Source organism: Bradyrhizobium sp. HKCCYLS20291 (assembly GCF_051167715.1).
GTDB lineage: Bacteria > Pseudomonadota > Alphaproteobacteria > Rhizobiales > Xanthobacteraceae > Bradyrhizobium.
Window position 1 is genome coordinate 110,462 of sequence record NZ_JBNPTO010000014.1, and the last position, 18,041, is coordinate 128,502.

Genomic DNA, 18,041 nt, shown 5'->3' on the forward strand with positions numbered 1-18,041 from the left:
CCAGTCGAGTACCGGACGGCAATTCCCTTAACGATGGTCTTGCTATCAGCCTTGGCGAACCAGCCGAGCTGACAAGCCATGTTTCATCACTCCTTCATTCCTGTATCGGCCCTCAACGACGGAAACCGCGGCGGCGATCGCCGCGGACCGCGATTTCGGTTGCATGCGTTGGTGGCTGACTTGGCAAAGAGGCGCGTGTCGATCGGCGTAGTTGAAACTGCTTTGCAGTTGAAGGCGAGCCGTGATGCAGGGTGAGCACGTAAAGGTAGAGTAGCCGTAATATTACGGCCTTCATATTTAACAGTCCAACAATGGCTTTCCACACAATTTGAGTGAGTTCCCGGCGGCCGCAAAGGTCTCGCCGGCCCGAAATCAAAGGTCAGAGTTGCTCGCCGGCGTCGTCGGTCAGCAACCGGAGCAGTCGACGGATTTTCAACAATGATGGACGCGATGTCGACCTTGACCCCTGACGCTGCGGACGGGCCGCATTCCGCCGCTCATGCGCTTCCGCAAATGCTCGATCTGACACAGGCCGTGCAGCTGCGCGACGAGATGATCCGGCTCGTGAACGCCGGTGACGTCGTGCTCGATGCGAGTGGCGTGGAGCGGATGTCGACACCATGCGTGCAGATCCTGCTTGCCGCCGGCCGCGGCGCGCGGGCCGCGAACAGGTCGTTCAAGATCACGCAGGCATCGGAGCTGTTCAAGACAGCGATCGCAGACCTGGGCCTTCGTAACGAGTTTGAAAATTGGATGGAGTGACATGGCTAAGCGAATTCTGGCAGTCGACGACTCGAAGACCATGCGGGACATGGTGAGCTTCACCTTGAAGAAGGCCGGCTTCGACGTGGCCGAGGCCGAGGACGGCAAGGCGGCGCTCAACGTGCTGACCGGCGGCAAGTTCGATCTGATCATCACAGATCTGAACATGCCGAACATGGACGGCATTTCGCTGATCAAGAACGTGCGTTCCGGCAGCCAACACCGCGCCGTGCCGATCCTCATTCTGACGACCGAAAGCGACGGGACCAAGAAGGCCGACGGCAAGGCCGCTGGGGCGACCGGCTGGCTCGTCAAGCCCTTCAATCCGGAGCAACTGATCGCGACCGTCAACCGGGTATGCCCGTGACATCAGACAGCGAAGCATATCCGGTCGCGCAGTTCCGCAAGACCTACTTCGAAGAGTGCGCCGAGCTGATGGACGCGTTGCAGTCCAATCTCGAACTCCTGGCCAATGGGCAGGAGGACGACGAGACGCTGCACGCCATCTTCCGGTCGGTTCACTCGGTGAAGGGTGGCGCCGGCGCCTTCGGCTGCACGGATCTCGTGGCGTTCTCGCATACGTTCGAGAGCCTGCTCGATGCGCTGCGCGATCACAAGATCCCCGCGACCCACGACATCAAGCAACTGCTCCTGCGTGCCAGCGACGCGCTCGCGGATATCGTGAACGCGGCGCGGCTGGAGCAGCAGCTGCCGCCGAACTTCGCGGCTGATATCAGCGCGGCGATGCGGGATGCGCTGCAAGGGGCGGGGCAGTCCGCGGACGTCTCCGCGCCGGCGGCGGCTTCGGAGGCGAAGGCCCTGACCGAACAGACCCATCGCATCCGGTTCCGCCCGCACACGGAGATGCTGAAGAAGGCCAACGAGCCGCTGCTGCTGATCCGGCAGCTGGGCAAGCTGGGGTCGCTGAGCACCGAGGTGGACAGCTCGAACCTGCCGCCGCTCGAATCGCTCGACCCCGAGGCGGCCTATCTCAACTGGACCTTCACGCTCGATACCGCCGTACCGCGTTCGGCGATCCAGGACGTCTTCGAGTTCGTCGAGGACGATTGCGACCTCGAGATCGAATCGCCGGAGCCCGCGGCGCCGGTCGCCGAGGCCGCCGCCACCGACGCGGCGGGCGCGACCGACACGACGGGCGCTGTCACGGCGACGGTCGCCGCCGTCGGCGTCGCGCAATCGATCCGCGTCGACGTCGACAAGGTCGACCGGCTGGTCAACCTCGTCGGCGAACTCGTGATCAGCCAGGCGATGCTGACGGAGCAGGGTCTCGGACTGCCGGCCGACAAATATCCCGAGCTGATCCAGGGCATCGAGGCGCTGGCGCAGAGCGCGCGCGAGCTGCAGGAAAGCGTGATGGCGATCCGCGCCCAGCCCGTGAAGTCGGTCTTCGCCCGGATGCCGCGGATCGTGCGCGAGCTCGCGGCCACCCTCGGCAAGGAAGTGCGCATCGTCACCTCCGGCGAGATGACCGAGATCGACAAGACGGTCATCGAGCAGCTGAACGATCCGCTCACGCACATGATCCGCAATGCGCTCGACCACGGCATCGAATTGCCGGCCGAGCGCATCGCCGCGGGCAAGGTCCGGCAGGGGACGATTCACCTCTCCGCCGCGCAGCGCAGCGGCCGCATCGTCATCGAAGTGTCGGATGACGGCCGCGGCATCAACAAGGACAAGATCCTCGCCAAGGCAAAGTCGCGTGGTCTCGTGCCGGCGGGCGCCAATCTCAGCGATGACGAGATCAACGAGCTGATCTTCCTGCCGGCATTCTCTACGGCCGAAGTGATCTCCAACATCTCCGGACGCGGCGTCGGCATGGACGTCGTCAAGCGCAACGTGCAGGCGCTGGGCGGAAGAATCTCGGTCCGGTCGCGCTTCGGGCAGGGATCGGCGTTCACGCTGTCGCTGCCGCTCACGCTCGCGGTCGTCGACGGCATGGTGGTGTCGGTCGGCAGCGAGACGTTCATCATTCCGCTGGTCGCGATCGTCGAAAACCTGCGGCCGCAGACCGCCGACATTCATCCGGTGGTCGGCCGCGGCCACGTGCTCGCGCTGCGCGGCGAATATCTTCCGCTCGTCTATCTGCATCGGCTGTTTACGATCAACGACGCCATCGGCGATCCCTGCCGCGGCATCGTGATCATTGTCCAGAGCGAGAGCGCCGGCCGCGTCGGGATCGTCGTCGACGAGCTCTTGGGCCAGCAGCAGGTCGTGGTGAAGAGCCTCGAGGCCAACTACGAGCCGGTCGACGGCATCAGCGGCGCGACGATCCTCGGCAACGGCCGGGTCGCGCTGATCCTGGACGTCGCCCGTCTGCACGAGATCGACGTCCGCGGCACGGCCATGAGGCTGCCGCCGCCGGACGCGCCAACCGAAACCGAAAAGGACTTGACCCATGCAGCCTGACAACAAGCCGGCCGTGCAATTCGGCCAGGACGTGGCGGTCAGTGAGAACGTGCAGCAGTTCATCACCTTCACGCTCGGCGAGGAGGAGTACGGCATCGACATCATGGTCGTCCGCGAGATCAAGGGCTGGACCGAGACGACGATGATCCCGAACGCGCCGTCGCATGTCCGCGGCGTCATCAACCTGCGCGGCATCATCGTTCCGATCTTCGATCTCCGTGCCAGGTTCGGCACCGGCGTGACCGTGCCGACCAACATGCACGTCGTCATCATCGTTGCCGCCGGCACGCGCACGGTCGGCCTGCTGGTCGACACCGTGTCCGACATCATCTCCGTCGATCCGAAGGAGATCCGTGAAGTGCCCGACATGGGCATGCCGACCGAGGATCAGTTCCTGGAAGGTCTGGTCGCAATACAGGACCGCATGGTGACGCTGGTGTCGCTGTCCGGCCTGTTCGGAATGCCCACCGAGTCAATCAAGCGTACGGCGGCCGTCGCCGCCTGAACCCATCACAAGCCATTTTTGCGAGATCGTCATGAGCGACACATACGAGGACAACATCATGCAGGACTTTACGGCCGACGGCGCACCGGGCGAAGACAACGCGAGCAAGGCAAAGGCCCGATCGCGCAGCAGCCGCCCGCGGCCGGCTGCCGCAAAGGCGCCTGAAGCGTCGGGTGCGACGAGGGACCTGCAGGCCCAGGTCGCAGCCATGAACCGCTCGCAGGCGGTCATCACCTTCGGGCTCGACGGCACGATCCTCGATGCCAACGACAACTTCCTGAACGCGCTGGGCTACACCCTTGCCGAGATCAAGGGCCAGCATCACTCGATGTTCGTCGATCCGGCGTACCGCCAGAGCCATGAATATCGCATGTTCTGGGACAAGCTCGGGCGTGGTGAGTTCGATGCCGGTCAGTACAAGCGCATCGGCAAGGGCGGCAAGGAGATCTGGATCCAGGCCAGCTACAACCCGATGCTGGACGCGAGCGGCAAGCCGTATCGCGTCGTGAAGTTCGCGACCGACATCACCGAGCAGGTGATCCGCAACGCCGACTTCGGCGGCCAGATCGCCGCGATCAACAAGGCGCAGGCGGTCATCGAGTTCACGATGGATGGCAAGGTCCTCAACGCCAACGAGAACTTCCTGAACACGCTGGGTTACACGCTGGGCGAGATCAAGGGCCAGCACCACTCGATGTTCGTGGATCCGGCCTACCGCCAGAGCCACGACTATCGGATGTTCTGGGACAAGCTCGGCCGCGGCGAATATGACGCCGGGCAGTACAAGCGCATCGGCAAGGGCGGCAAGGAGGTCTGGATCCAGGCCAGCTACAACCCGATCATGGGCCCGGACGGCAAGCCGTTCAAGGTGGTGAAATACGCCACCGACATCACCGAGGACGTCATCCGCAACGCCGATTTCGGCGGCCAGATCTCGGCGATCAACAAGGCGCAGGCGGTCATCGAGTTCACGATGGACGGCAAGGTCGTCAACGCCAACGAAAACTTCCTGTCGACGCTGGGCTACTCGCTGGGCGAGATCAAGGGCCAGCATCATTCGATGTTCGTCGACGCCGCCTATCGCAGCTCGTCCGACTACCGGATGTTCTGGGACAAGCTCGGCCGCGGCGAATATGACGCCGGCCAGTACAAGCGCATCGGCAAGGCCGGCAAGGAGGTCTGGATCCAGGCCAGCTACAACCCGATCATGGGTCCCGACGGCAAGCCGTTCAAGGTCGTCAAATACGCCACCGACATCACCGCCCAGGTGAAGGCCTCCGAGATGATGCAGGCGGCCGTGGCGCAGACCCAGGACGTCGTGAACGCCGCCAAGCAGAACGACCTGCGCGAGCGCATCCCGCTCGACGGCAAGTCGGGCGAAATCGCCCAGCTCTGCGAGGGCGTTAACGGCCTGCTCGACACGATGTCGGCGATCATCGCCGATGTCGCGGAGAGCACGGAGACGATCAGCTCGGCGGCCCGTGAGATCGCGTCCGGCAACACCGACCTGTCGCAGCGGACCGAAGAGCAGGCGGCGAGCCTGGAGGAGACCGCAGCGAGCATGGAGGAGCTCACCTCCACCGTGCGCCAGAATGCCGAGAACGCCCAGCAGGCCAACAAGCTGGCATCGTCGGCATCCGACGTCGCGATCAGGGGCGGGTCTGTCGTCGCCGAGGTGGTCCAGACCATGGACGGCATCACCCAGGCCAGCCGCAAGATCGCCGACATCATCGGCGTCATCGACGAGATCGCCTTCCAGACCAACATCCTCGCGCTGAATGCCGCGGTCGAGGCCGCACGCGCCGGCGATCAGGGACGTGGGTTTGCCGTGGTGGCCGCCGAGGTACGCAACCTCGCGCAGCGTTCCGCCAACGCCGCGAAGGAGATCAAGGGCTTGATCTCGGACTCGGTCTCGAAGGTGGAATCGGGCTCGCGCCTGGTCGATACCGCCGGCAAGACCATGGAAGAGATCGTGCAGTCGGTGAAGCGTGTCACCGACATCATGGCCGAGATCTCGGCGGCGTCGCAGGAGCAGCGCGGCGGCATCGAGCAGGTCAACAACGCCGTGACCCAGATGGACAAGGTGACGCAGCAGAACGCTGCTCTGGTCGAGGAGGCTGCAGCCGCGGCCAAGTCGATGGAGGACCAGACCGGCACGATGGCCGAGATGGTCGGCAAGTTCCAGGTGCTGAGCGCGTTCGAGAGCGGCCGCGCGGCGCCCACCCGGACCGGCAATCCGGTGGTCGACCGTTCGCTCGGCTCGGGCCGGGAGAAGCTCGCCAACGTCCGTCCTGCGCCGGCAAGGCCTGCGGCCGCGAAGCCCGCTCCGCAGCCGAGCCGCACGGCCGAGGCGGAGCCCGCTCGCCGCCGCGCCTCGGGCGATGTCGACTGGAAGGAATTCTGACAACTGGACGGGCGTCACCTGCTTCGGGTGACGCCCGTTTGTAACGGGGAGAGTCGAGGGTGCACGAAGAATTCGCGCTTCAGGACAGGGAGTTTCACAAGCTTTCGAAGCTTGTGATGGATACCGCCGGGATCGTCCTGAGCGAGCGCAAGCGCGCGTTCATTCACGGCCGGCTCGGCCGGCGCCTGCGCGCGCTCGGCATGGGCAGCTTCTCCGAATATTGCAAGCTGCTGGAGACCGATGCCGGCGACGACGAGCTGCACAATTTCATCAACGCGGTGACGACCAACCATACGAGCTTCTTCCGCGAGGCACATCACTTCGAGTATCTGGCCAAGACCATCCTTCCCGCCATTGTCGCCGGGCATGATCGTCGCCGGCTGCGCATCTGGTCGGCCGGCTGCTCGACCGGCGAGGAGCCGCATAGCATTGCGATGACGCTGCTGTCGTGCGAGCAGCTGTTGTCCGGTTGGGACGTCAAGATCCTGGCGACCGATCTCGACACCAACGTGCTCGCGCATGCCGCCCAGGGCGTCTACGATTTCGAGCGCGCGGAAGGGATTCCGGAGACCTTCCGCAAGCGCTTCGTGTCTCTTCGCGGCAGCCAGGCCGTGATGAAGGACGAAGTGCGCGAGCTGATTTCGTTCGGCCATCTGAACCTGCTCGGGCCCTGGCCGATGTCGGGCCCGTTCGACATCATCTTCTGCCGGAACGTCGTCATCTATTTCGACCAGAACACGCAGCGCCGCCTGTTCGACCGCTACGCCGAGATGCTCAAGCCCGACGGCTGGCTCATCATCGGTCATTCTGAAAATCTGCTCAACATCTCCGACCGCTTCGATCTGATCGGCCGGACCATCTATCGCAGGATCAAATGAACAGCGCCAGGATGCCAAGGCGGTCCGCACGATCCGTGGATACTGATGCTTTCCACGGAGCGCGCAAGTATTACGACCCGCAGTTCGAGGCCACCGCCGTGAAGGTCTTCCCCGGCGATCACTACGTGTGCGCGAGCGAGGAAGAGATGCTGGTCACCGTGCTCGGCTCCTGCGTGGCGGCATGCATTCGCGACCCGCTGACCGGCGTCGGCGGCATGAATCATTTCATGCTGCCGGAATCGGCCGGCGCCGGATGGGGGAGCACCGCGTCGGACAGCATGCGGTATGGCAACGTCGCCATGGAGCGACTGATCAACGACATTCTCGCCCGCGGCGGCGCACGGCAACGACTGGAAATCAAGGTGTTCGGCGGCGGCAATGTCCTGAAGAGCGTCACCAATATCGGCCATCGCAATGCGGATTTTGTCGAGGAGTACCTGCTGGCAGAAAATCTTGGCATCACGGCCAAGCATCTGCGCGGGTCGCTGCCGCGCAGGGTCCATTACTGGCCGAGCAGCGGCAGGGTGATGCTGCTCGAACTGGCGCGCACCGAGCAGGATGCGGTCGTCAGGGAGGAGACATCCTACAAGAAGAAAATCCAGGTCGAGCCCGTTGCCGGATCGGTCGAACTCTTTTGAGGCTTGCGATGAGTGCCATCCGCGTCCTGATCGTCGACGACTCTGCCTTCGTCCGGCAGATTCTGACCGAAATCATGTCATCCGATCCCGACATCGACGTGGTGGGGGCCGCCCCCAATCCGATCGTTGCGCGTGACATGATCAAGTCGCTGAACCCCGACGTGCTCACGCTCGACATCGAGATGCCGCGCATGGACGGCCTCGCCTTTCTCGAGAAGGTGATGAATCTCCGGCCGATGCCGGTGCTGATGATTTCGTCTCTGACGCAGAAGGGCGCCGATACGGCCGTCCGTGCTCTGGAGATGGGGGCCGTCGATTTCGTGGCCAAGCCGGTGGTCGGTCTGGTCGAAGGCCTGCCGATGCTGCGTGAGGAGATCATCAGCAAGGTGAAGGCCGCGTCGGTCGCGAAGATCCGCTCGCCGGCGCAGCGGACGATCGAGACGGCTCACAAGCCCGGCGGCTCCTATTATTCGTCGGAAAAGATCATTGCCATCGGAGCCTCGACCGGCGGCGTCGAAGCTCTGCAGGAACTGCTGACCGCGTTTCCGTCGAACGCGCCGGCCATCGTGATCGCACAGCACATGCCTGCGGTGTTCACCGCCTCTTTTGCCGCGCGCCTGAACCAGCTGTGCGCCGTCACGGTCAAGCAGGCCGATGGCGGCGAGCGCGTTCTGCCGGGCCATGTCTACATCGCCCCGGGAGGCTACCATCTCGAGCTCGCGCGCAACGGCGCGAACTACGTCTGCCGCGTTCATGACGAGCCCGCCGTCTCCGGTCATCGGCCCTCGGTCGACGTGTTGTTCCGGTCGGTGGCGCATGCCGCGGGCCCGAATGCGATCGGGATCATTCTGACCGGCATGGGACGGGACGGCGCGCTCGGTCTGCTGCAGATGCGCTCGGCGGGTGCACCGACCATTGGACAGGACGAGGCAAGCTGTGTGGTTTACGGCATGCCCAAGGCCGCGCGCGAATGCGGCGCGACCGAAATCGAGCTGCCGCTCGGCAACATCGCGGCCAAGGTCTTGAAGCGCTGCGAGTCGCTGGCTGCGCGCGGAGTGAGAGTTTAGTCATGTTCAGATGGAGGCAGAGCAGCGCGGCATTGCCGAAGCTGGAGGAGGTCGAAGCCGTGCCGCTGGCGCCTGAGGCGCCGCAGGAGTCGATGGAGCCGGCCCGGCACGAAGAACTGATGCAGCGCTGGATCTCGTTTGCAGCCATGCAGCAGCGCGTGATCAGGACGCTGGTGTCCGAGATTCAGCAGACCTCCGCCGTCGTAGAGACGGAGGCGGACCATCTGAGCGGACGCTTTCAGCGCCTGGCGGTATGCGCCGAGCAGCAGACGGCACGGGTCGATGATTTGAGCAAGCTCGCGGTCGGAATCGAGGTCGACGGCGAGATCGTACCGATCGACCGGATCGCAGGTCTGCTCGAGGACACGCTGAGCGATGTCGTCGAGAAGATCCTGATGTTGTCCAAAGACGCGATGCAGATGGTGTATGCCTTGAGCGAGCTCAACACCAATGTCGACCGGGTCGACAGCTGCATGGCCGAGCTCAGCAAGATCAACCGGACCACCAACATGCTGGCGTTGAACGCCCGCATCGAGGCGGAGCGGGCCGGAGGGGCTGGTGCGGCGTTCAGAGTGGTCGCCGGCGAGGTGCGCGAGCTGTCGGGTGCAACGGCGCGCCTGTCGGTCGATATGGAGTCCGAGCTCAAGGCCGTGACAGACGGAATCGCCAGTGGTCATGAAACGCTCAAGCGCGTCGCCACGATCGACATGTCGCACAACCTGATGGCAAAGGACCGTCTCGAGGTTCTCATGGCCGCCCTGATCAAACGCAGCTCGAGCCTGGCCGCGGTCGTCGGCGCCGCCGTGAAGGAAGCCGAGGTGATTTCGTCCGATGTCTCGGCGATGATCACGGGGATCCAGTTCCAGGACAGAACCCGTCAGCGGCTCGAGCATGTGGTTGATACGCTTCACGTCGTCGACGAGGCGCTTGACGAACTGAAGGTCGCGACCGCGGAGGCGCTTCCGCCAATCCCGGAAGGACAATCGACCGATACCGAGTGGGTCAAGAAGCTGCTCGACCGCTTCACTCTCGGCGATCTGCGCGCGCGGTTCGTCGCCCAGATTCTCGACGGCGAGCAGCCCGTCGAAGCCGTTGCCGCCGAGAGCGCCTCGGCAAGCAGTGGAACCATCGAGTTGTTTTAGGAGGAAACCATGCAGATTCAAGTAGACCGCGGCGCCGGCCAGATCTCGATGAGCGGCGAGTTCACCTTCACCGATCACGCACCGTTCAAGCAGATGGTCGCCGAGCTGTTCGCAACGAGCGGCAAGTCGGTCATCCTTGATCTATCCAAGCTCGATTTCATCGATTCCGCCGGCCTTGGCATGCTCCTGCTGGCGCGAGACGAAGCCAAGAAGAACGACCGCGATCTCATCCTGCGCCGTCCGAGCGGACAGGTGAAGCGCATGTTCGGCGTGACCAAGTTCAGCACGCTCTTCACCATCGAGGATTGAGACATGAACAATTCCCCGCAGGTTCCGGAGTCCGCGCCGCGTGTCACCTGCTGGGACGGCGCCTCGGAGGCGACGCTGGAGGCAGCGTTGGAGCCGCCGGCAGTCCAATGCGTTGAGGTCGGACTCGCCGGCTCGTGCGACGGCGATCTCGATCGTGCCGCCGAGCCTGGGCATCTCAGCCTGGTGGTGACGACGCGCTCGGCCTACAAGCACTGCATCGTCAAGGTCTTCATTCATGCCATGGAGCACCGGACAGCCCTGAGCGAGGATCTCCGCGTTCGGGTCTACAGCGCCGTTCAGGAGGCGCTGATGAACGCCGTGCTGCACGGCAACCTGCAGATCAACCCGGAGTCGCGCGGCAGCTTCGACGGCCTGCTCGCGGCGCACGAGGCGATCGAATCGAAGCTGACGTCGTCCGACGTTGCTCAGGCTCCGATCCGGATGGATGCCCTCTGGGACCAGGCGCAACTGCGCGTCCTGGTTCACGACAGCGGCGCCGGATACGAGCCGGAAGCCGTTGAGTGCAGGGCGGGAGAAGACTCGATGGGGCGCGGGCTCGCGATCCTGCAGGCGTTTTCCGACAATGTCGCGATCCTCGATGGCGGCACCACGGTCGAGCTGGAGTTTCGGCTATGAACATTCAGGCCCACAGTGCCGGGACGGCCGCCGGCGATCGCAGCGGGGACGACGGAATCTGCGACGCCCGGATCCTGATCGCGGACGACGATCCGCTCTGCCGTCAGCTCGTCGAATCGGTCCTGCGCCGCCGCAACTTCGTCAACCTGGAGTTCGCGGAAGGCGGCGTCTCGGCGCTGGAGCAGTCTCGCAGTTTCAATCCGGATCTGCTGCTGCTGGACATGCAGATGCCGGACATGAGCGGCCTCGACGTGTGCCGCCACGTGCGATCCGATCCCAATCTGGCGGACATTCCGATCCTGGTTCAGACGGCGACCTTCGATCGCAAGAAGATGGGCGAGCTGTTCGCTGGCGGCGCCTCGGACTTTCTGTCCAAGCCGGTCAATCCGTCGGAGCTGATCGCCCGCGTCGTCGTGCATCTGGAGCGCTGGAATTCGCTGCGGGAGCTGCGCAGCTATCGCGAGCGGATCTCCCGTGAACTGGAGGCCGCGCGGCGCATGCAATTCGATCTGTTGCCGTCCAGCGCATCGCTCTCCGAGCACGCCGAGAAGGCCGGCATGAGGATCGCTTCCTACAACCGGCCGTCGTCCGAGCTCGGCGGCGATCTCTGGGGCATGCTGCCGATCGATGATGGGGTGCTCGGGTTCTTTCTCGCCGACTTCACCGGCCATGGCGTGAATGCCGCGCTCAACACGTTCCGGCTTCATGCCTTGATCCACGAGTACAAGAACCTTCATCATGCCCCTGCCGCGCTGCTCTCGATGCTGAACGAGCGGCTGGTGCACCTGCTGCCGCCCGGACAATTCGCCACGTTCCTGTATGTCGTCATCGATCATCGGCGAGGCGAACTGAGATTTGCCTCGGCCGGCGCGCCGCCGGCGATCCTGGTGCAGAGCCAGTCCGGAAGGCCGCGGCTATGCGAGGGCACCGGGCTGCCGCTCGGCATCGAGCCCGGCGTGAAATATCAAACTCACAAGCGCAAATTCCCCCAGGGTTCGCTTCTGCTGCTGTTCAGCGACGGACTTCCGGAATATCCCGACGCTCTCGGTGAGCGCATCGGCGAGGACGGCCTGCTGAATGTCCTGAATGCCTGCCACGGTGGGCTCGCGCCGCACGAGGTGATCGATCGGCTCTGCGCGGCAGCGGGAATCACCGGGCAGGCCGCGCTGCCGGACGACACGACGGTCATCTGTCTCGATCGCCGAATTCCCGAGCTGGATGATCAATCCTTGCCTGCAGCGGATGCGAAGACGCAGGCACCATACCGCGCGCGTCGATCTGCTCCCAGAATGGACATCAAACATGGATACCGTTGCTGAACGCGACCCGCTGCTCGACTCGGAGCAGATCGAGCTCCTGCGCGACGCCCTCGGCGACGAGGAGCTGCTGCGGATGTTGTCGCAATTGCCCGCTGCGGCTTCCGACACCCTGCAGAGAATTCGTGAATGCCTGGCCGCGGCCGATCTTGCCGAGACACGCAAGGCTGCCCACGTTCTGAAGGGTTTCTCTTCGAGCCTTGGCGCCGCGCGGCTCTCGGCGATCGCCTGCGAGATCGAGCTCGAACTCGCCACGATTGCGGACGTCGAGGCTCGCATGCCGGCGCTCTCCGAGACGATCGAGGCGACGATTGCTGCCGTGGCAGCGATGCAGGCGCGCTCATGACCCAAGGGGCGCATCACCCTGTCGGGGCCGGTACTGATGCCATGCACGGTCAGGCCCGGGCAGGTAACGGTAGCCTTTCGCGCAGGATGAGGTCGACCTATGCCACGATGATCGTGGCGGCATTTCTGACTGTCCTCATGCTGATCGCTGCAGGACTGACTATCAAGAACCTGCACGATCGGGTCGAGGACGAGACCAAGGCCAATCTCGCTCAGCTCTCCTTCGTGCTGTCCGAGGAGAGCTCTCGTTCGTTCAAGGCGATCGATCTGATCCTGAAGGATGCGATCGAGCACCTCGGATTGCACAACCTTCGCCGGGAGGGGGCCGAGGCGAAGATCGGCTGGCGCGAGACGCACGACTATCTCGACGAAAAGATGCAACTGTTGCCGCAGATCGACAGGCTGCTCATCATTGGCGCCGACGGCCGATTGAGGAATCACTCCCAGGTCTGGCCGATCCCGGAAATCTCGCTGGCGGACCGCGAGCGCTATCTCTTCTTTCGTGATCACGACACGTCGGATCTGTTCATCAGCGAACCGGTGCGCAATCGCCTGGACGGGTCGTGGATCGTGCATATGGCCAGGCGGCTCACCGATTCCGAAGGCAACTTTGCCGGCGTGCTCAGTGCCGGGGTCCGCACCGCCTATTTCACGCAGCTCTACGAGAACGTCGGGATTCATAACGGCGGATCCGTCTCGCTGCTGCGCCGCGACGGAATGATGCTCGCGCGCTATCCGTTCGACGACGACATGATCGGACGCCTTCATCCGAGCGCGAACTCCGGCCGCACCGCCGTCTGGAGCACTGGAGTTGAAGCCAGCTACAGCCACGTGGCCGTTCACGATGTGCCGGGCTTTCCGCTGATGATTTCCACCGCGATGTCGGAGGCCGCGGTGCACGGGTCATGGCGGCGGGACGCCATCATCCTGATGTTCGGGATAGCCGCGGCGGTTGCGGGCATCCTGTCACTGATCGTGCTGCTGGGCCGCAGGGTCCGTGGGATGAAAGACTCCGAGGAACTGCTTGCGAAGCAGAACGCGCTGCTTGCGGAGCAGAGCGAGCGCCTGCTCGAAGCGCAGCGGATCGGCAAGGTCGGGCACTGGGTCACGGATCCCAGCCGCGAGGCGGCGGTGTGGTCGGAGCAGCTGTTCGAGATCACCGGTCTGCCGCCGAGCCCGAACGTGCCGTTCGAGACGTTGCTTGACCTCGTGCACCCCGACGATGTCGTGGGCTATCTTCGGGCACGCGAGGCGGCTCGCGCGGCGTCGTCGGGATACAATCATGAGTTCCGCATCATCCGGCCGGACGGCGAGATGCGATGGGTGCGGATGGAAGCAGGCCCGCGCGGCCAGGGCGCCGACCGCTACTTCTTCGGGATCGTCCAGGACATTACCGAGCGGAAGACGGCCGAGACCGGCGCGGAAGAATCCAGGCTGCGCCTGGTGGACGCGATCGAGGCGCTGACCATGGGCTTCGTGCTGTTCGACAAGGACGACAAGTTCGTGATGTCGAATACGCATTTCCGCGAGATGTTTCCGGCCTGGGCCGCGCTGCTGGAGCCGGGCATCAGCTACCAGGACCTGTTCCGCAAGGCGCATCAGCTCGGCCTGATCAGTCCAAAAGGGGACGGTTTCGAGGACTGGCTGCAGCGGAAGGTCAGGCGGCATGTTGCCGGCAGCAAGGCCGTCGAGCGTCGCGAGCCGAGCGGGCGCTGGATCCAGAGTATCGATCATCGAACCTCCGACGGTGGCTTCGTCGGTCTGCGCACGGACATCACGGCATTCAAGACGATTCAGGCGCAGCTCGAACAGAAGCTCGCCTACGTGCAGGCGATCCGGTCCGACCTCGAGGATCAGAAGCACGAGCTGGAGGCGACGGGCGCCGAGTTGCGCGCCGCCCGCGACGCCGCCCAGGCCGCCAGTTGCGCCAAGAGCGACTTCCTCGCGATCATGAGTCATGAGATCAGGACGCCGCTCAGCGGCATGGTCGGCATGGTCGATTTGTTGCGCGGAACGCCGCTGAACGACGAGCAGAAGCGCTATACGGTGCTCGCCAAGGAATCAGCCGATCTGCTGCTCGAGGTCATCAACGACATCCTCGACTTCTCCAAGCTCGAAGCCGGGCGGCTGCAATCGGAGCAGATCGATTTCGACCTGCCGAACCTGATCGAGAGCGCGGTCTTGTTCATGGGTGAGCGGGCGAAGAAGAAGAATCTCGACATCAAGGCCGTCCTGGCGCCGGGATTGCCGCAGTTCGTCAAGGGCGATCCGACGCGGATCCGCCAGGTGATGTTGAACCTGGTCTCGAACGCCATCAAGTTCACCGAGCAGGGCTCCATCGAGGTGCGTGCCGCCTATCGCTATCAGGGCGATGGCGCGGCCGCCTTGAGGATCGAGGTGATCGATACCGGGATCGGCATGTCGCCCGAGATTCAAGCCCAGATCTTCGATCCGTTCGTGCAGGCGGACACGTCGATCTCGCGCAAATATGGCGGCAGCGGTCTGGGGCTCGCGATCTGCAGGCAACTCTGCACCACGATGGGCGGCACCATCGGCGTCGAGAGCGAACCTGGCCGCGGCAGCCGCTTCTGGCTCGAGCTGCCGTGCCCGCGCGGCGAGGCCCCGGTGGCGTCCTCCGAGCCGGTTGTCGATCCGACGAACCGGGAGCTCGACATCCTGGTTGCCGAGGACAGCCCGATCATCGCGACGCTGATTCGGAGCCTGCTGGTGAAGCAGGGCTTCAAGCCCACGATCGTCGTGAACGGCGCGAAGGCGCTCGCAGCCGTGTCCGAGCGGCGCTACGATCTGGTGCTCATGGACGTGCAGATGCCGGAGATGGACGGCATCTCGGCGACCAAGGCGATCCGCCAGCTGACGGGTCCGGAGGCCCAGGTGCCGATCATCGCGCTGACGGCAAATGCGCTGGTCGGACAGCGCGAGACCTATCTCGCGGCCGGCATGAACGACTACGTCACCAAGCCGATCCAGCCGCCGCTGCTGTTCGCTGCCATCCGCCGCTGGGCGCTGCCGCACAGTGCCGACGCGCCGCCGCTGCAGCCGGACCGCGCAGACCAGCCCGAGATGGTCGCTTCGTCCTGACTCCGATGGCCGTGCTGGCTGCATCGCCAGCGCAGAGATCGTCACACCACGTGAAAATTCGAGACCGAATCGTTGGCGAGCTGCGCGACCAGCTGCAGCTCCCAGTCGATATAGGCCTGCATCGCCTCGGCGGCGTTGTCGGTGCCCTCATAGGGACGCTTGTAGACGTCGTCTGACGGCGAGATCCAGACGTGGTGGTCGGCCTCCGACGTGTAGCCTGCTTCCGTCCAGGCGCGCGTGCCGCCGCTGAGGACGCGGATCTCCCGCGTTGTCGCGGCCCGCGCATCGGCGAGCGCGAACGCCGCCTCGGCGCCGTCGGCGCTCGTGAGCACGATCGGTCCATCGCCCGGCAGCTTGACGAGATCCTGGGCAAAGCGTGACGCCAGAACGAAGCTTGCGCCTGGAATATGCCCGGCCTTGTAGGCTGGACTGCGCGAGAGATCGGCGATCGTGCAGGCCGCGGCCTCGGCAGCGAGCTGCGCGACGCTGATCGCGGCGTCATCGATCTCCGGCAGCGCCGGCCGTCGCGCGGCGCGGATGCTCGTGTCCGTCGGCGCGACGACATCAGGCCCGACGATCGCGACGTCCCAGCCCATCTGCTTGAGCCATGACGCGGTCATGCGCGCGCGCACGCCGTCGTCGTCGAACAGCACCAGCCGCGCGCCGCGCACACCAACCCACTCGTCGGTTGCCTGCACCAGCTGGCCCCCCGGAGCGGAGATGAATCCCGCCGGATGGCCCGCGGCATGTTCCTCAGGGGTGCGAACGTCGAGGCAGTACAACGTCCGAACTTCGGCTTCCGCACGATAGCGCGCCAGGGTCGCGGCATCGAGCACGCCGACGCCGACGCGCTCGGCCCAGGCCTTGGCGTCGGCGAGCGCCGCTGGGTAGCTCGCCTTTGGCCGCTCGAGGACACGCGCCGTCCTGCCGCGCTCGACCTGGTGGCCGGCCAGCGTCCAGCCGATCGTGCCGTTGCGCAGCGCGTAGATGCGGTTGGGCAGCCCGGCATTGATCAGCGACTGCGTGCCGATGATCGAGCGGGTGCGGCCGGCGCAATTGACGATGATCGTGGTCTCGGCCGACGGCGCGATCTCGCGCGCCCGGAAGGCCAGCTCGCCGCCGGGCACGCTGACGCCGCGCGGAATGCTCATGGTGCGGTATTCCTCGAAGCGGCGGGCATCGAGCACCACGAGATTCGACTCGCGCTCGATCAGCGCCTTCGCCTCATCGGCCGATAGCGACGGCGTGTGCCTGATCGCCTCGACCAGCTCGCCGAACGCCTTGCTCGGCACGTTAACGTCGCGGAACACCTCGCCGACCCGCGCGTAGCCCTTGAGGCCGCCGTCGAGCACCGCGACGTCGCGGTAGCCCAGCGCGCGGATGCGCGGCACGGCCCGCGCGGCATAACCCTCGCCATCATCATAGACGACGACGGGCGCGCTCAACCGCGGCACCAGGTCGAGCATGCGCAGCTCGATCTGCGACAGCGGCAGCGACACCGCGAAGAACGGATGCGACAGCGAGTAGGGGCCTTCCTCGCGGACATCGAGCAGCGCCACCTCTTCGCCGGCGCGCCAGCGCCGCCGCAGCTCGGTCGGGGTCATGACCTGCGGTCGATCCGTCGCAGATCCAGTCGAACGAGAAGGTGTCGGCGATGTCATTCAGGGGGTCCGCAAGGTGGGGCTGTTGCGTTCCCAACCTTCGGGACGCCTGCCGTGTCGCCCTTCTGTGGCGGCATGGCGGGCATTTGTCCAGCCGCCACCGCGGGCGGCCGTGCCGGTCAGACGTGCGGGCCGAGCATGGCGAGATAGAACAGATCCTCCTCGTACGGATCGGTCAGTCGCTGGTCGTCATGATGGCCGGCAAAGAATGAGCCGAACCAGCCCTCGAACCACGAGACGTAGCGCATGACACGCTCCCTTGCTGCTCTGATCAGCGCATTGTAGCGCTGCGATCCGGCGTTGACAGAGCTGCATGAGCTCTGGGCGAAGTTCGACAGATCATGCTCTTTGCAGCGCCTCGTCGGCAAAATCCTTTTCCATCTCCTGCGGATCGCGCTGCTCTGCGTCTGCATGCGACGCGCTGTCGTCGATCCCCAGCAGCTGATCCTGCCAATGCGTCCGAAAGGCCATCCACGAGGCATGATCCTGGAACGCGACTTCGGCGAACCATTCGACCGTGACGGCGCCGCTGGGCCAATAGCGCTCCTGGTCATGCCAGCATACGACGGGCCAGCGCGGGTTGCGGAAGGAGCGGCCGGTGTCATCATGCAGCGACGGCCGGCCGAGATGATCGATCAGCCATGACATCACTTCGGGCAGGAACGTCGCAGCAAATGATACGCCGTGGCGGCCGAGCCGCTGCGGCATCCGCATGACGCGCTGATCGATGATGGCGAAAGCCGGCGGCACCGCGCCGACATTGAACTGCCGGATCATCAGCAGGCGGAAGCCGCAGTCGCAGAGTTCGGCGGGGACGGCATGAATCGCCGTCGGCTGCAGTGGAGCCGTCAT

At 64.7% G+C, this 18,041-nt stretch carries 17 protein-coding genes; 14 read left to right on the forward strand and 3 right to left on the reverse strand.

The genetic code is table 11. From position 1 onward, the window contains the following. Nucleotides 1–441 precede the first annotated feature (441 nt). The 14 genes from ACQR07_RS26585 (at nucleotide 442) to ACQR07_RS26650 (ending at nucleotide 15,528) form a co-directional block, all read left to right on the forward strand. Nucleotides 442–762 carry an STAS domain-containing protein gene (locus ACQR07_RS26585; RefSeq protein WP_434905076.1) on the forward strand — a complete coding sequence of 107 codons (321 nt, stop codon included), beginning with the start codon at nucleotides 442–444 and terminating at the stop codon, nucleotides 760–762. A 1-nt stretch (nucleotide 763) separates the two neighbouring features. Further along, nucleotides 764–1,129, forward strand: a complete 366-nt coding sequence (locus ACQR07_RS26590; protein WP_434905077.1) for a response regulator — start codon at nucleotides 764–766, stop codon at nucleotides 1,127–1,129. Then, nucleotides 1,120–3,189, forward strand: coding sequence for a chemotaxis protein CheA (locus ACQR07_RS26595; protein WP_434905078.1), 2,070 nt, complete (start codon nucleotides 1,120–1,122; stop codon nucleotides 3,187–3,189). Before ACQR07_RS26590 ends, ACQR07_RS26595 begins: the two co-directional genes overlap by 10 nt. Continuing rightward, nucleotides 3,179–3,694 carry a chemotaxis protein CheW gene (locus ACQR07_RS26600; protein WP_434868687.1) on the forward strand — a complete coding sequence of 172 codons (516 nt, stop codon included), beginning with the start codon at nucleotides 3,179–3,181 and terminating at the stop codon, nucleotides 3,692–3,694. The genes ACQR07_RS26595 and ACQR07_RS26600 overlap by 11 nt, the downstream gene beginning before the upstream one ends. A gap of 31 nt (nucleotides 3,695–3,725) precedes the next feature. Further along, the gene (locus ACQR07_RS26605) at nucleotides 3,726–6,098 is read left to right on the forward strand and encodes a methyl-accepting chemotaxis protein (RefSeq protein WP_434905079.1); all 2,373 of its coding nucleotides are present in this window, start codon (nucleotides 3,726–3,728) and stop codon (nucleotides 6,096–6,098) included. Between the two features lie 59 nt (nucleotides 6,099–6,157). Further along, on the forward strand, nucleotides 6,158–6,976 hold the full coding sequence (locus tag ACQR07_RS26610; protein WP_434905080.1) for a CheR family methyltransferase: 819 nt from the start codon (nucleotides 6,158–6,160) through the stop codon (nucleotides 6,974–6,976). After that, on the forward strand, nucleotides 6,973–7,614 hold the full coding sequence (gene cheD / locus ACQR07_RS26615; RefSeq protein ID WP_434905081.1) for a chemoreceptor glutamine deamidase CheD: 642 nt from the start codon (nucleotides 6,973–6,975) through the stop codon (nucleotides 7,612–7,614). Before ACQR07_RS26610 ends, cheD begins: the two co-directional genes overlap by 4 nt. A gap of 8 nt (nucleotides 7,615–7,622) precedes the next feature. Next, on the forward strand, nucleotides 7,623–8,681 hold the full coding sequence (locus ACQR07_RS26620) for a protein-glutamate methylesterase/protein-glutamine glutaminase (RefSeq protein WP_434905082.1): 1,059 nt from the start codon (nucleotides 7,623–7,625) through the stop codon (nucleotides 8,679–8,681). 2 nt (nucleotides 8,682–8,683) lie between these two features. Further along, nucleotides 8,684–9,823, forward strand: coding sequence for a methyl-accepting chemotaxis protein (locus ACQR07_RS26625; protein ID WP_434905083.1), 1,140 nt, complete (start codon nucleotides 8,684–8,686; stop codon nucleotides 9,821–9,823). Nucleotides 9,824–9,832: 9 nt separating this feature from the next. Next, on the forward strand, nucleotides 9,833–10,132 hold the full coding sequence (locus ACQR07_RS26630; protein WP_434905084.1) for an STAS domain-containing protein: 300 nt from the start codon (nucleotides 9,833–9,835) through the stop codon (nucleotides 10,130–10,132). A 3-nt stretch (nucleotides 10,133–10,135) separates the two neighbouring features. Continuing rightward, nucleotides 10,136–10,768, forward strand: a complete 633-nt coding sequence (locus ACQR07_RS26635; protein WP_434905085.1) for an ATP-binding protein — start codon at nucleotides 10,136–10,138, stop codon at nucleotides 10,766–10,768. Next, entirely contained in the window at nucleotides 10,765–12,087 is a 1,323-nt protein-coding gene (locus tag ACQR07_RS26640; protein WP_434905086.1) for a PP2C family protein-serine/threonine phosphatase, read from the forward strand. The genes ACQR07_RS26635 and ACQR07_RS26640 overlap by 4 nt, the downstream gene beginning before the upstream one ends. After that, nucleotides 12,071–12,430 (forward strand): Hpt domain-containing protein, encoded by a 360-nt coding sequence (locus tag ACQR07_RS26645; protein WP_434905087.1) that lies wholly within the window; start codon nucleotides 12,071–12,073, stop codon nucleotides 12,428–12,430. Before ACQR07_RS26640 ends, ACQR07_RS26645 begins: the two co-directional genes overlap by 17 nt. A gap of 137 nt (nucleotides 12,431–12,567) precedes the next feature. Next, nucleotides 12,568–15,528 (forward strand): ATP-binding protein, encoded by a 2,961-nt coding sequence (locus ACQR07_RS26650; RefSeq protein ID WP_434905088.1) that lies wholly within the window; start codon nucleotides 12,568–12,570, stop codon nucleotides 15,526–15,528. A 41-nt stretch (nucleotides 15,529–15,569) separates the two neighbouring features. On the opposite strand, the gene ACQR07_RS26655 is transcribed toward ACQR07_RS26650, so the two are convergent. The 3 genes from ACQR07_RS26655 to ACQR07_RS26665 all read right to left on the reverse strand — a co-directional run bounded on the left by ACQR07_RS26655 (nucleotide 15,570) and on the right by ACQR07_RS26665 (nucleotide 18,041). Beyond that, nucleotides 15,570–17,132, reverse strand: a complete 1,563-nt coding sequence (locus ACQR07_RS26655) for a rhodanese-like domain-containing protein (protein ID WP_434905089.1) — start codon at nucleotides 17,130–17,132, stop codon at nucleotides 15,570–15,572. Nucleotides 17,133–17,308: 176 nt separating this feature from the next. Then, nucleotides 17,309–17,437: a hypothetical protein gene (locus ACQR07_RS26660; protein WP_434905090.1), complete on the reverse strand. Its 129-nt coding sequence runs from the start codon at nucleotides 17,435–17,437 to the stop codon at nucleotides 17,309–17,311. Between the two features lie 91 nt (nucleotides 17,438–17,528). Next, on the reverse strand, nucleotides 17,529–18,041 hold the full coding sequence (locus tag ACQR07_RS26665) for a hypothetical protein (protein WP_434905169.1): 513 nt from the start codon (nucleotides 18,039–18,041) through the stop codon (nucleotides 17,529–17,531).

What these genes read in the sequence shown, in the direction of transcription:
- ACQR07_RS26665 (WP_434905169.1), bottom strand. Translation starts at nt 18,041, where the DNA reads ATGACGGCTCCACTGCAGCCGACGGCGATTCATGCCGTCCCCGCCGAA.
- ACQR07_RS26635 (WP_434905085.1), top strand. Translation starts at nt 10,136, where the DNA reads ATGAACAATTCCCCGCAGGTTCCGGAGTCCGCGCCGCGTGTCACCTGC.
- ACQR07_RS26585 (WP_434905076.1), top strand. Translation starts at nt 442, where the DNA reads ATGGACGCGATGTCGACCTTGACCCCTGACGCTGCGGACGGGCCGCAT.
- ACQR07_RS26600 (WP_434868687.1), top strand. Translation starts at nt 3,179, where the DNA reads ATGCAGCCTGACAACAAGCCGGCCGTGCAATTCGGCCAGGACGTGGCG.
- ACQR07_RS26640 (WP_434905086.1), top strand. Translation starts at nt 10,765, where the DNA reads ATGAACATTCAGGCCCACAGTGCCGGGACGGCCGCCGGCGATCGCAGC.
- ACQR07_RS26630 (WP_434905084.1), top strand. Translation starts at nt 9,833, where the DNA reads ATGCAGATTCAAGTAGACCGCGGCGCCGGCCAGATCTCGATGAGCGGC.
- ACQR07_RS26605 (WP_434905079.1), top strand. Translation starts at nt 3,726, where the DNA reads ATGAGCGACACATACGAGGACAACATCATGCAGGACTTTACGGCCGAC.
- cheD (WP_434905081.1), top strand. Translation starts at nt 6,973, where the DNA reads ATGAACAGCGCCAGGATGCCAAGGCGGTCCGCACGATCCGTGGATACT.
- ACQR07_RS26620 (WP_434905082.1), top strand. Translation starts at nt 7,623, where the DNA reads ATGAGTGCCATCCGCGTCCTGATCGTCGACGACTCTGCCTTCGTCCGG.
- ACQR07_RS26660 (WP_434905090.1), bottom strand. Translation starts at nt 17,437, where the DNA reads ATGCGCTACGTCTCGTGGTTCGAGGGCTGGTTCGGCTCATTCTTTGCC.
- ACQR07_RS26655 (WP_434905089.1), bottom strand. Translation starts at nt 17,132, where the DNA reads ATGACCCCGACCGAGCTGCGGCGGCGCTGGCGCGCCGGCGAAGAGGTG.
- ACQR07_RS26590 (WP_434905077.1), top strand. Translation starts at nt 764, where the DNA reads ATGGCTAAGCGAATTCTGGCAGTCGACGACTCGAAGACCATGCGGGAC.
- ACQR07_RS26625 (WP_434905083.1), top strand. Translation starts at nt 8,684, where the DNA reads ATGTTCAGATGGAGGCAGAGCAGCGCGGCATTGCCGAAGCTGGAGGAG.
- ACQR07_RS26595 (WP_434905078.1), top strand. Translation starts at nt 1,120, where the DNA reads ATGCCCGTGACATCAGACAGCGAAGCATATCCGGTCGCGCAGTTCCGC.
- ACQR07_RS26645 (WP_434905087.1), top strand. Translation starts at nt 12,071, where the DNA reads ATGGATACCGTTGCTGAACGCGACCCGCTGCTCGACTCGGAGCAGATC.
- ACQR07_RS26650 (WP_434905088.1), top strand. Translation starts at nt 12,568, where the DNA reads ATGCTGATCGCTGCAGGACTGACTATCAAGAACCTGCACGATCGGGTC.